This is a genomic window from Micromonospora sp. DH14 (assembly GCF_029809455.1).
Lineage (GTDB): Bacteria > Actinomycetota > Actinomycetes > Mycobacteriales > Micromonosporaceae > Micromonospora > Micromonospora parva.
Window position 1 is genome coordinate 301,947 of record NZ_JARVKT010000003.1, and the last position, 13,422, is coordinate 315,368.

Annotated in this window: 5 protein-coding genes; 2 read left to right on the forward strand and 3 right to left on the reverse strand. The window is 71.0% G+C overall.

Annotated features, from left to right (window positions below; genetic code table 11):
- Window positions 1–20 precede the first annotated feature (20 nt).
- Window positions 21–1,361: a hypothetical protein gene (locus QCZ28_RS07285; RefSeq protein ID WP_279515817.1), complete on the reverse strand. Its 1,341-nt coding sequence runs from the start codon at window positions 1,359–1,361 to the stop codon at window positions 21–23.
- Window positions 1,348–5,889: a WD40 repeat domain-containing protein gene (locus QCZ28_RS07290; protein ID WP_279515860.1), complete on the reverse strand. Its 4,542-nt coding sequence runs from the start codon at window positions 5,887–5,889 to the stop codon at window positions 1,348–1,350. The genes QCZ28_RS07285 and QCZ28_RS07290 overlap by 14 nt, the downstream gene beginning before the upstream one ends.
- A gap of 189 nt (window positions 5,890–6,078) precedes the next feature.
- Between QCZ28_RS07290 and QCZ28_RS07295 the strand changes: the two genes are divergently transcribed.
- A complete protein-coding gene (locus QCZ28_RS07295) occupies window positions 6,079–9,543 on the forward strand; it encodes a ThuA domain-containing protein (RefSeq protein ID WP_279515818.1) in 3,465 nt (1,154 codons plus the stop codon).
- 179 nt (window positions 9,544–9,722) lie between these two features.
- On the forward strand, window positions 9,723–10,259 hold the full coding sequence (locus tag QCZ28_RS07300) for an AAA family ATPase (protein WP_279515819.1): 537 nt from the start codon (window positions 9,723–9,725) through the stop codon (window positions 10,257–10,259).
- Between the two features lie 57 nt (window positions 10,260–10,316).
- Here the strand turns inward: QCZ28_RS07300 and QCZ28_RS07305 are convergent, their stop codons facing one another.
- Window positions 10,317–13,358, reverse strand: a complete 3,042-nt coding sequence (locus QCZ28_RS07305) for a S8 family serine peptidase (protein WP_279515820.1) — start codon at window positions 13,356–13,358, stop codon at window positions 10,317–10,319.
- Window positions 13,359–13,422: the final 64 nt, after the last annotated feature.

The window sequence follows — 13,422 nt, forward strand, 5'->3', positions numbered from 1 at the left end:
TCGGACCGGAGAGCGGCGGTTCACCCCGCCGGTGCCACGAAGACGAGGTCGGAGATGGCCACCGGAGGAACCTCGGCGACCGCCTCGACGACCACCCGCCAGGTCCCCACCGGCGGCAGCAGGTAGCCGTCGTAGCGGCAGTGCCCGTCGGGACGCAGCATGGTCACGGCGACCGGTTCGCCGCGGTCCGGGCACTCGAGTCGGGCGTGCAGGAGCAGGTCCGGCCGGTCGGCGGTCACCACCACCGGCAGCGGCGTGTCCGCCACCGCCACCTCGGGCACGTCCAGGCCGAGTTCCACCGGCGGCGCCAGGATCTCCCCCAGGTCGACGGGATCGATCTTGTCGAGGATCACGTCGAGCACCCGACGCGACGCGGTCAGCGGGCCGTGTCGTTCGGCGAAGCAGGTCGCCTCCTCGGTGGTGGCCCACTCCGGTGGCACGGCACTGAACAGCGGCACCGTCCCGTCGCCCAGATAGTCCCGACCCTGGTAGGCCTTCCCGTACGACAGGCCGTCCCGGTCGACGGTCACGCTCTGCCAGGTGGGTTGGCGTTTCCCGGCGACGGCGTGAACGGTGTACTCGGGACGGCCGTTCACCCGCACCGCCGCGGCGATCTCGTCGTGGAAGGCCAGTCCGGACGCCACCGCGTCCGGCGCCAGCCCCGGCAGGGCCACGGCCCGCACGCTCGTCGGTCCACCGCCCACGTCCAGGCAACGGTACGTCGGCAACAGCTCGTACAGTGCCGGGAAGGTCCGCGTGACGTCGGTCAGCAGCGTGTCCCAGCCGAGCGAACGCAGTGGCCGGAAGGCATCGCCGGTCAGCGCCCGCACCGCGTTCACCGAGCCACGGTAGGGCGTGCCCAGTGTGACCAGTCGGCGGGTCAACTCCCGGCCACCCAGCACCTCGATGAGGTACCGGGCGACGAGCCCGCCCATCGAGTGACAGACGAAGACGACCTTGGCGCTCGGGCCACCAGCGCCGCGCCGCCACTCGTCCAACCAGGACCGCACGTGCTCGTTCAGAAGCCTCGCGGTGTGCCGGTTCGACCGACGCCAGTCGTAGCTGAACACCCGCAGAGCCGGGCCGAAGGCGTCGGTGAGCTGTCGCAGCAGGCGGTCGTACCCGGGGCCGCCACAGAACCCGGGCCACAGGTGGAGACCGCGAACCGGACCCGCCGGCCGCAGACCGTCCGTCCCCGGCGCACCGTCGGCCAGGCGCAACAGTTCGACGGTACGGGTGAACGACGCGGCGCCGCGGGCCACGGTGGGCCACGACAGATTCCAGACGTCACCCCGCCCGGGCAGCGTCAACACGCTCCCCGTCACCCCGGGCACCATGACGACCAGGTCACGGATGGGCATGCGGCTCCTCCGCTCGGATGGCCCAGTTCCCTCGGGACCAGTGGGTCCACGTACGGCGTCGCCGGCCCTCTGACTCTCCCTCCGGGGTGGGCGTCGCCGCCATGGAGGAAGGCCCCGGTTCCGGGGCGAAGATCGGCCCATCCGCCCGGACGCGCTGCCGGCGGCCGTCCGTCGCAGTGTCGTGCTCGGGCGGCACCGGCAGTTGCCGCAGCTCCACCATGTGGACGCCGTCGTCGCCGCCGCTGGCCAGCAGCGTCCGACCGTCGCGTTCAATGATCGCCAGTGCGCGTACCGCCGCCGTCTGGCTGGTCAGTTGGGCCAGACGCTGGCCGGTCCGGCAGTCCCAGAGCAGCACCGTGCGGTCGTCGCCGCCCGAAGCCAGCACCGTGCGCCCGTCGATCTCACCGATGGCGAGCGCGTTCACCGCCTCCCCGTGCCCCCGCAGCGTGTGGATCTTTTCGCCCCGCTCGACGTCCCAGAGCACGACGTTGTTGTCCTGCCCGCCGGTGGCGAGCACCGGTCGGTCGGACAGACGGCCGGCCGCGAGCGCCCGCACGTAGCCCTTGTGCCCGGCCAGCAGCTGCACCTCCTCGCCAGCGAGATCCCGCAGCTCGACGGTGTCGGAGAAGCCGACCGTCGCCACGACCCTCCGATCCCCGTGGACGGCGACGGCGAGGGCGTTGACCCGGCCGCCCGCCGTCTGCACCGTCCACCTCTCGTGGGTCGTCGGAGACCACAGCACGAGCTGCCCCTGATCGCCCGTGTAGGCCAGCAGAACCCCCTCCCCCAGGTCGCAGAACGCCACCGCCATGACGGACAGCACGGCGTTCCCGCGGGTGGAGTCCAACAGGTCGCCGGTGACGGCGTCGCACAGTCGCACGGACTGGCCGGCGGCGACGGCGACGACCGGCCGGCCGGCCAGCTCGGTGACCGCCAGGGCGTTCACCGCGCCGACCCCGACGATGGGCCGGTGGACCCGTCCGGTCACCGCATCCCAGATCAGCACCCGCCCGTCGCGGCCGCCGGTCACCAGCATGTGCCCGGACCCGGTCCGGGCGAACACCGCGCTGGTGGTGAACCTGCCGTCGTCCCGGGTGGCGCCGCCGGTCGACGTCACCGTCTCCCAGAGCCGCAAGGTGCGGTCGGCACCGCCGGTGGCCAGCACCGCCGGCCCCCGACCCGTGTTGAACCCCAGGGCGAGGATCGACTCCCGGTCGGCGGGCGGATTGTCGCGCGGCTCCTGCTCATCGCCGGGACCCTCCGGCCCTTCGAGCGCGAGCATCCGGCGGCCGCCGCCGTCCCAGTCGGATTCGGCGTGGTACACCGACGGCGGATGCCGCAGCGTGCGCAGCGCGGAGCCACTCACCGGGTCCCACAGGCGGACACCGCCGTCGTCACCGGCGGTGGCCAGCACCGTCCGGCCGTCGATCTCACCGAAGGCGAGCGCGTTGACCGCTCCGGTGTGGCCGGTGCAGCTGACGTGGGACTCGCCGGTCCCCGCGTCCCACAGCGTCACCGTGCCGAACGCACCGCCGGTGGCCAGCAGGAGCCGACCGCCGATGGTGGCCGCCGCCAACGCGTAGATCCAACCGGTGGTCCCCAACGTCCGCAGCAGGACCCACCCCTCGGGGTCCCAGAGGCGTACCCGGCCGTCGTCGCCGCCGGTGACGATGAGGCAGCGGCCGTCGCGGCCCCGGGCCGTCACGATCGCCCGCACCGTCGTGAGATGGTCCGGCAGGGTGGCGTGCAGGTTCAGGGCCGGCAGCCCCCAGATCCGCACGCTGCCCGCCTCGTCGCCGCCGACGAGCAACGCCCGCCCGTCCGGCAGGGTGACCGCCGCCAGCGCGTGCACCCAACCGCCGGCGTGGCTCACCGACGCCTCCTGCGCGCCCGTGGTGAGGTCCCACAGCCGCACCGTGCCGTCGGCGCCACCGGTGGCGACGAAGTTCCGCCCGTCGACGGCGACGATCTCGACGGCGAGCACCGGAGCGCGATGCCCCCGCAGCGTCGCCCGGTGGTTGCCTGTCGTGTCCCAGACGCGGACGGTGCCGTCCCCACTGGCCGTGGCGATGACCACGTCGCGCGACACCTCACGGATCGCCACCGCGGTCACCGCGCTGGTGTGCCCGGCCAGGCGTCGGTGGATGGCACTGCGCTCGCCCCGGCCCCACAGGCCCCGCCAGGGGATCTCGTCGACCAGGTGCAGCAGCGGCAGGGCCTCCGGCTCGTGCGCGAGGGCCACCGACTGCAACGCGGCGGCGCGCTGCGCGGTGGACATGTCCGGGAAGTCGGCGGCGGTGCGCCAGTAGAGCCGGACCAACGGCCGATCGCGGTGGTCGACACCGGCCAGGACCCGCCACAGCCGGGTCGGCTCGGCGTAGAGCAGGAAACCGCTGTCGTCGACGAGTTCCGGCAGGCTGTCACCGGCGGCGGCGTGCGTCGCCAGGTGCCGCAGGACGTACGGGTTGGCGTCCGGCCACCGACGGACGCCGTCGATCGTCGTCAGGTCGACCAGGGCCCTGGTGATGAGCGCCTGCACCTGCCGGGTCTGGGTGCCCCATCGCAGGTAGTCGTTGTACGACTGGTGGTAAAGCCGGTAGACGGCCTGGCCGTCCTCGCTCGACTCCACCAGGTGCGCGCCGGCGTTGGCCATCAACCAGTGCAGGTCGGCCTCGGTGTACCGACCGCCGTCGGTGACGGCGTTGGCGAGGGTGAGCCACACGTCCCGGCGCGGCAGCCCGGCGCCCTCCGCCCACGCCAGCGGGGTGAGCAGGTCACGGACCTTGCGCTCGTGGTCGCCGAAGCGGGCGAGGTCCTCGGCGAAGGCATTGACCACGCTGCCGCTGAGCAGGCTGCGCATCTGCGGCGAGCCGAGGTCCGCGACCTGCGGCATCCGGGCGAGTCGTCGGGTGAGGAGGCGGGCGAAGAGGAACACGCCGTTGCTGTGGGCGGCGATCTCCTCCGCCGCGCGCCGGGCCTCGCCGTCGCGTCCCAGGTAGGGAGAGCCGGTGGTGTGCGTCAGCCGCCGGAACGAGTAGCTGGCGATGTCCGCGTCCTGGTCGGCGTCGCGGTCCAGCCAGATCACCTGGTCGTCGCTCACCCCCAGGGCACGCAGCAACGGCCGGTGGCCCTGCTCGGCGCTCAGCGGGTCGCCCGAGCGGTCCGGTCGGGTAGCCACGAGGACCTTGATGCCGGGCAGATCGGCGAGTGGCCGCAGCAGTTCCGAGGCGATCAGGCGGATGTCGCGGTGCTGCGCCTCGTCCAGCGCGTCCAGCAGGATCGTCGCCCGGTGACGGCGAACCTCGCTGACGCGGTGCACGAACTCGCTCGCGGTCTGCCAACCACGGCTGGGCGCGGTGATGTTCAGGGCCTCGGACAGCTCGTTGACACAGTCCAGGATGGCCTTGTTCTTGGCGTGCACTCCCGCGTGGATCGACCCGGCTGTCGGGATGGTGTCCACCGGGACCCCGCTGAGGCCACCGTGGATCTCCACCTCCTGCCGGTACTCCGGGACCGACAGGATGGCCAGCCGGCCGAGTACTGCCGATTTGCCGCACCCCGGGGACCCGGTGACGGCGAGCATGCCCGGCCGGTCGTCGTTGAGCCAGGCCACGATCCGTCGCAGCACGGTGTGCCGGCCGGTGAAATACCACCCCTGGTCGTCCCCGGCATCGATGCCCCGGAACTTGAGCATGAAGTGCTCGACGACGTCCGCCGGCAGCAACGCGTTGCGCTGGCGCTGCTCGTCGACGTTGACGTCGGGCAGCCAGCCGCGGTGCCGTGGGTTGCGGAAGAACCGGCCCACCATGCCCGCCATGTCGTGGTCGGGGGTCTGCAGGATCCGTCCGGCACCGATGCTCGCGAGCTTCACCCGCAGCGCCTGGGCCAGTTCGTTCGGGGTGATGTGCCGGTCCCGGTCGGTCCACGGCAGGTACGACGGATCCGGTGGCGGGCCGTCCCTGAGCACCTCGGCGAGCGCCCGGGAGAAGACCCGTTCCTTCGCCATCTCGAACCGGCTCGCGGAACTGATCACCGCGATGTTGGGCCGGCCGCCACCGGCCGCGACGCGGCGCTCCGCCTGCCGACGGAACCCGTCGACGATCTCGTCCGCGGCACCACCGGCGCCGCACGCGTCGACCAGGACGACGATCTCGGCGACGTCCTTCGTGGCGAGCAGCTCACCGAGCCGCCGCGCCGGCATCGCGGTCTCCTGCGCCGGCTCCGGGCCGGTGGTGTCCCGGCAGCACAGGAAGAACTCGCCGCCGTGCACGGCCTTGCCGTGACCGGCCCAGTAGACCACCAGCCGGCGCGGGTTCGGGGACCACTCGCGGATGGCCTCCTTCACGCTGGCGGCGAGCCCGTCGCGGGGCAGGTCGTCGGCCGCGCGAATGAAACCGGTGCGAGCCAGGACGGCTGCCGCCTCTTCCACCTCCGGACGAATCCGACGCAGCGGCGGAAGCGCGTCGTACCTGTCCATGATGACCGTTACCAGCTCACCCCAGGGCCGCTCCGGCCCGTTGCCGCGCATGTCGGTCAACCGGTACTCCTCATCGCCGCATCTCGCAGGAAGCAGCGTAGTGCAAGGGTCACCAGCCGCAACGGCGCGGGAAACCGCTTACCAGAGCGCTATTGACGGTCGTCACTGGCTGTCAGTACCGTGATGCGGGCAGCAAGAAAGCGCTTTCCGACCCCTCACCGTCCAACAGGGAGCGCCCCCATGCCCCGACACCTCCGCGCGTTCTGTCTGATCCTGCTCGCCGTCGCCGCCGTGGTGAGCACCACCACCGCCCTGCCCGCCGAGGCCGCCCCGCGCTTCCGGGTGCTGGTCTTCTCCAAGATCACCAACTTCTACCACGACTCGATCCCGGCCGGCATCGCCGCGATCCAGCAGCTCGGCGCCGCCCACAACTTCGAGGTCGTCGCCACCACCGACGCGGCGGCGTTCACCGACGCCAACCTCGCCACCTTCGACGCCCTCGTGTTCAACAACACCAACTCGCTGCCCACCTCGGGCGACCTGCTCAACGCCAGCCAGCGGGCGGCGTTGCAGACGTTCATCCGCAACGGCGGCGGCTGGGCCGGCCTGCACGCCGCCTCGGCCAGCGAACGCGACTGGCAGTGGTACGAGGGCCTGGTCGGCACGATCTTCGACTACCACCCCGACTTCTCCGCCACCGGTGGCACGTTCCCCGGCCGGGTCAAGGTGCTCGACCGGGCGCACCCCTCCACCCGCAACCTGCCGGAGCTCTGGGAGCAGAGCGAGGAGTGGTACAACTGGCGGACCAACCCGACCGGCAAGGTGCACACCCTCGCGCAGATCAAGGTGCGCGACGGGATCAACGGCCTGGACGAGGGCGTCGACCACGCGTACTCCTGGTGTCAGCGCTACGACGGCGGCCGGTCCTGGTTCACCGCCGGCGGGCACGCCAGCTCCCAGTTCAGCAGCGCCACCTTCCTGGAGCACCTGCGCTACGGCATCGAGTGGGCCGCCGGCGCGGTCGCCGGTGACTGCTCGGCCACCAAGACCGGCAACTTCGAACGGGTGGGTCTGGTCACCGAGAACCTGGCCGACCCGTTCGAGTTGGCCGTCGGCCCGGACCGGAAGGTCTACTACATCCAGCGCACCGGCGCGCTGAAGGTGGTCAACCAGGACACGCTCCAGGTCACCACGCTGCTGGACTTCGCGTACACCTCGGCGATGACCGACCAGTCCGACGGGCTGCTCGGCATGACCCTGGACCGCAACTTCGCCAGCAACGGCTGGATCTACCTGCTCTGGTCGGACAAGACCCTCAAACAGCTCAACCTGTCCCGGTTCACCGTCGCCAACAACAGCGTCGCGCTCTCCTCGGAGAAACGCCTGCTGGCCGTCCCCACCTACCGGGGCGAGGGCCGGGCCAACTCGCACATGGGCGGATCCCTCGCCATGGACGGTGCCGGCCGGCTCTACGCGGCGATCGGTGACAACACCGACCCGTTCGCCTCCAGCGGCTACACCCCGATCGACGAACGCGCCGGCCGCGCCGCCTGGGACGCCCAGGGCACCGCCGGCAACACCAACGACCTGCGCGGCAAGATCCTGCGGATCACCCCACAGGCCGACGGTACGTACACGGTGCCCAGCGGCAACCTCTTCCCGGCCGGCACCGCGAGGACCCGGCCGGAGATCTACGCGATGGGCATGCGCAACCCGTTCCGGATCACCATCGAGCCGCAGACCAACGCGGTGCTGGTGGCCGACTACGGCCCGGACGCCCGCGCCGCCGACCCCAACCGTGGCCCGGAGGGGACTGTCGAGTTCAACCGGATCACCAGCGCCGGCAACTTCGGTTGGCCGTACTGCGTGGGCAACAACATCCCGTTCAACGACTACAACTTCGCCACCAACACCTCCGGGGCGAAGTTCAACTGCGCCGCGCCGGTGAACAACTCGCCCAACAACACCGGTCTGACCACCCTGCCCGCGGCCCGGTCCGCGCTGGTCTGGTACGCGTACTCCGCCTCGACCCAGTTCCCCGAGCTGGGCACCGGCGGTGGCGGGCCGATGAGCGGCCCGGTCTACGACTACGACCCGGCCAACCCCCGCACCACGAAGTTCCCGGAGTACTTCGAGGGCAAGTGGATCACCTATGAGCTGACCCGCAGGTGGTTCAAGACGTTGTCGATCCACAAGACGGCACAGACGTTCAGCAACGCCCGCTTCGCGCCGGCCGCCGTGGGTGACCTCCAGTCGATCAACGGGATCTTCGACACCATGAGCTGGATCCAGCCCTTCGAGGCGGAGTTCGGCCCGGACGGTTCGCTCTACGTCATCGACTTCGGCGAGGGCACCGGCAGCGGACGCGGCGGCAGCAACGCCGGAGCCGGCATCTACCGGATCGACTACGTCGCCAACGGGCGGCCACCGACCGCGAAGATCGCCGCCACCCCGGACAGCGGACGCGCGCCACTGTCGGTCAGCTTCTCCTCGGTCGGCACGACGGCGGGTGACGGCACGGCACTCAGCTACGCCTGGGACTTCACCAACGACGGCAGCACCGACTCGACAGCCGCCAACCCGAGCTTCACCTACTCCACCGCCGGCAAATACACCGCCCGGCTGACCGTGCGCAACAGCGGCAACGGGTTGACCGCCACCGCCGTCACCGAGGTGGTCGTCGGCAACACCCGGCCGACGGTCACCATCACCGTCCCCGACGGCGGCTTCTTCGACTTCGGCGACAAGATCCCGTACACGGTGACGGTCAGCGACCCGGAGGACGCCACCATCGACTGCGCCAAGGTGACAGTGCAGACGCAGCTCGGCCACGACCAGCACGCCCACCCGCTGGACGTCTACACCGGCTGCTCGGGGCTGCTCGCCACCGAGGCCGACGCCGGTGACGGCCACGGGCCGGGGCAGAACCTCTACACCCTGATCACCGCGCAGTACACCGACGGCGGCGCGGCCGGCGGCGTACCGGCGCTGACCGGCTCCACCCGGGTCCAGTTGCAGCCGAAGAGCAAGGAGGCGGAGCACTTCAGCGCCCAGTCCGGCGTCACCGTCAACGACCGGGCCACCGCCCGCGCCGGGAAGCGGCTCGGCGAGGTCGACCACAACGACTGGGTCGCGTACGGGCCGGTGGACCTGCGCAACATCGGGTCGGTGACGCTCGGGGTGACCAACGGCGGGCTCGGCGGCACCATCGAACTGCGCACCGGTTCACCCACCGGCACGCTGATCGGCAGCGCCGCCATCGGCTCGACCGGCGGATGGGACAACCTGGTCTCCCCCACCGTCACGCTGACCAACAAGCCCACCGGCACCACCACCCTGTACGCCAGGTTCGTCAACGCCGCCCAGACCGGTGGCACCCCGGACCTGCTCGCCCTGGACTGGCTACGGTTCAACGGCGCCGGGGTCAAGCAGGAGCCGGGCGGGACGCTGTCACTGGCGGCGAACCCGGCCAGCGGCACCGGGACGCTGAACACCACGCTGACGGCCACCGCGACGGCACCGTCCGGGCAGAACATCACCGACTACGCGTGGGACTTCGGCGACAACAGCGCCGTCACGCACGGGGCGACGCTGCGCTCGATCGCCCACACCTACCCCCGCAGGGGCACCTTCACCGCCCGGGTGACGACCACCTACAGCAGCGGGGAAACGCGCTCGATCAACCTGACCATCACGGTCAACTGACCATCACGCGGTGGTGGACGGGGCGACCCCCGCCCACCACCGCTGACGATCGCGTCGTGAAGTGACGGAGATCTTGGACAGTTTCCGTTCCGACGGAACGGAAACTGTCCAAGATCTCCGTCTCAGCGCCGCGAGAAGTCCAAGGGCGCGCCCGTCGCCCACCGATTCAGAGGGTCTGCATGAGCAGTCGATACGTGGTCATCACCGGTGGACCGGGAGCCGGCAAGTCAACGCTGCTCGACAGCCTGCGACGTGTCGGCCACGCCTGCGTCGAGGAGGCGGGGCGACAGATCACCCAGGACCAGCTTTCTATCGGCGGTCGGGCTGTGCACGGCGCGGATTCCCGGCTGTACGCCGAGATCACGCTGAGCTGGGAGATCCGGTCCTACCGTCTCGCCGGCCAGCACACCGGCCCGGTCTTCTTCGATCGCGGCATTCCGGACCTGGTCGGTTACCACCTCCTGCTCGGCTGGCCCGTTCCGGACCACGTGGCGGCGGCGGCACGGCGGTTCCGCTACCACCGGCGCGTCTTCATCGCACCGCCCTGGCCGGAGATATACGCCAACGACAGCGAGCGACACCAAGACTTCGCCGAGGCGGTACGCACCCACGACGCCATGGCCGCCGCGTACACCCAGCTCGGCTACGAGCTGACGGCCCTGCCGCTGAGCGACGTCAACTCGCGCCGCGCCTTCGTCGAACGACTGACACTCTGATCCGGACGCGGGCTGTGGGGCGGTGCGCGACGGCACCGCCCCACAGATCAGAACGGTCTACTGCCAGGAACTCTGCTGGGTGTAGACAAGGTTGCCGGGGATCTTCGTGCCGTTGGTGCTCCACTCGGTGTAGGCCCAGAAGTCGCCGTCGCCCAGCGGCTTCTTCGGCTTCAACGTGAACCCGTACGTCAGGCCGCGTTCCACACTGGCGGGGGCCTCCAACGTGGCACCCGCGTACGTGGCGTTTCGGCTGATGATGGCGTGCCCGAGCTGGAAGTCGACGACGGGACCGCCGGGGTACTGCGCGAACACGTACGCCGTGTAGCGCCCCGGCTCGGGCAGGAACTTGTAGGCCTGCTCGGTGCTGGTCCAGTACCTGTCACTGCTGTAGATCAGGGTGTCGCCCTTGTACAGGTACAGGTCGAGGTTCGTGTTCGGGTCGTCGGTGGTGGTCTCGAGCACGATGCCGGCGGTGTTCGCCGGCACTGTGAAGTCGACCTTCTTCACCCCGGTCGCCTTCGGGTCGAACACGCCGCCGTAGACGCCGGCCGGCATCGAGTACGACGTCCGCCGCATCGGCGTGTAACCGGTGCTGCGGCCGGCGAACGGTCCGGTGAAGCCGGGCTGGAGCGAGCCGAACGCACCGTTGGTCATCCGACCGAACTCCTCGCCGTCGTCGGCGTACGGCCGGGGGGTGATGCCCCACGGGCGGGCGGCCACCGGGATCCGGGCGCTGTGTGCCTTGCCCTGCCAGGTGATCGAGCCGGTCACGTAACGGTCCCAGGGCGCGCTGCCCCGACGCACGGTGATGGTCACCGTCGCGGACGTGCCGGGCGTCAGCGTCACCGATGCCGGGGACACGGTGACCTTCATGCCGGGCAGGCCGGACACCGACGAACGGTAGGTCTCCTTCGCCTTGCCCACGTTGGTCAGGGTGCGGGTGATGGTCACCGGCCGCGTGCCGTCGTACTCGCGCAACGAGATGGCCGGCAGGTTGAGTTCCTTGCCGTCGGGCTGGGCCGTCTCGCTGAACTTGGTCAGGTCCGCCGCCGTCGGTTGGATGACCAGGCCGGGGTCGGTGGCCTTGGCCAGGTTGATGAACCCGCTGCCCTGCTCCAGCGGGTTGCTGGTGCCGACCGTGTCGGTGGCGGTGGTGCGCAGCGCGGAGGCGACCGCGCCGGGTGACCACGTCGGGTGGGTGGCGCGCAGGATCGCCGCCGCGCCGGCCACGTACGGCGAGGCCATCGAGGTGCCCGAGTACGCGTCGTAGTTCCGCCCGAAGTTGCCCGCCGGGGAGACCGCGGCGATGATGTTCGACCCTGGCGCGACCAGGTCCGGCTTGAAGACGCCGAGGGTCACCTTGTCCGGGCCGGTGGAGGAGAAGTCCGCCACGCTGGGCAGGCCGGGGACGCTGGAGCCGTCACCGCCGCTGCGCAGGGAGACCTTCGCGTCGGTGGGGTGGCGCATCAGGTAGTTGAAGAGCGAGCCGGCCTGCTTCTCGGTCGGCAGGTAGACGACCGGGAAGTTGTAGATGGAGTTGATCCGGTAGTTGCCGACCGGGTCGAACACCACCATCGCCGCCCCGCCCTTGGCCTTGATCTCGGCGGCGGAGCCGAACATGTCGGACAGCGCGCAGGCGACGACCTTGCCCTTGATCTTGGCAGCGTCGAGGCTGCCGGGCTCGCAGTAGACGGCGCCCAGGTCGGGCGAGCCGGCCTGTTCGCCGAAGACCATCGGCCGCGAGTCGCCACCGGGCAGGACGTCCAGCGAACCGCCGACGAGCTTCGTGCCGTCGCCCAGCTTGACCGTCGCCTCGTCGAGCTTCGTCACCGCCGCGCCGACAGTGGTCACCCACGGCGCCGCGTTGCTGATCGCCCCGCTCACGATGCCGGTGTTGCCCGCCGACGCCGCCACGAAGACCCCGGCCAGCGTGGCGTTGAGGAACGCGATACCGATGGGGGTGTTGGCCTCCCAGTCGCCGAGCTGGGAGCCGATCGAGAAGTTGATGACCTGCACGCCGTCGGCGACGGCGGCGTCGATGCCGGCGATGATGTCGGCGTCGTAGCCCATGCCACCCCAGAGCACCTTGTAGACGGCGATCTGGGCGTCCGGGGCCACCCCGGAGACGGGACCGAAGCGGCGACCGTCGATGGTGACGTTCGGCAGCGGCAGACCGGCAGCGGTGGAGGCCGTGTGTGTGCCGTGCCCGGCCACGTCGCGGGGGGACAGGATCTCACCGTCGGGCACCGTGCCGCCGTAGGCGAGCCACGAGTCGGCGAAGTACCGGGCACCGACGATCTTGCCGTTGCAGTGCTCGGCCACGAAGGCGACACCGGTCTGGCAGGTGCCGTGCCAACTCGCCGGCGCCGGCATCTTCTTGGCGAACGACGCACTCTCCGGCCAGATGCCGGTGTCCAGGACGCCGATCACCATGCCCGCGCCGGTCCCGGGACCGGGCTTGCCGGGGGCGTCCGGCCGGCCGGCGGTGTCCGCTCCCGCCGACTTGTCCAGCTCGTCAGGAGTGGCGGTGGCCGGGGTGCTCGCGATCGGAGCGGTGGGCGGCGGCGTCGGGGTGCCGAGCGCCTTTGAGGCGGTGACGGCGCGGACGCGCTTGTCCGCCCGCAGCGCGGTCACCTGCTCGGTGGTCAGCTTCGCGGAGAACCCGTTGAAGGCGGTGGTGTAGGCGGCGGTGACAGTGACCTTCGCGGCGGAGGCGACCGCGTCGCGCTGCGCGTCGAGGTGGCCACGGTAGGCCCGCGCCGGCGCCGACGTCACGTCCAGCCGGGCACCCGCCTCCGGGCGGGTCCGCGCCAGCCCGGACGAGCCACCGGCGTACGAGGTCAGGGGCTCCTCGGCCAGTTCGACGATGTACCTGCCCGGGCGGCTCTCGTCCGCCGTGGCCTGCTGCTCGGCCGCCTTCCTGCCGCCCGGCCGGCGATCGGCGCCGTCGGTCAGGATGACCTTCTTGTCGGACCCGGGGGTGAAGTACCCGCCCGCGCCGCCCTTCGGTCCCGCCGGTGCCGCCGACGCCGGTCCCGCGATGCCGGTGGTGCCGGCGATCAGGGCGAAGACCAGCGTCGGTATCGCTAGTCTTCGCACCCTGTCTCTGCTCGTGCTGGTAGCCACGAGGCTCCTTTCAATGGCTCCTTTGTGGAGCATTTCT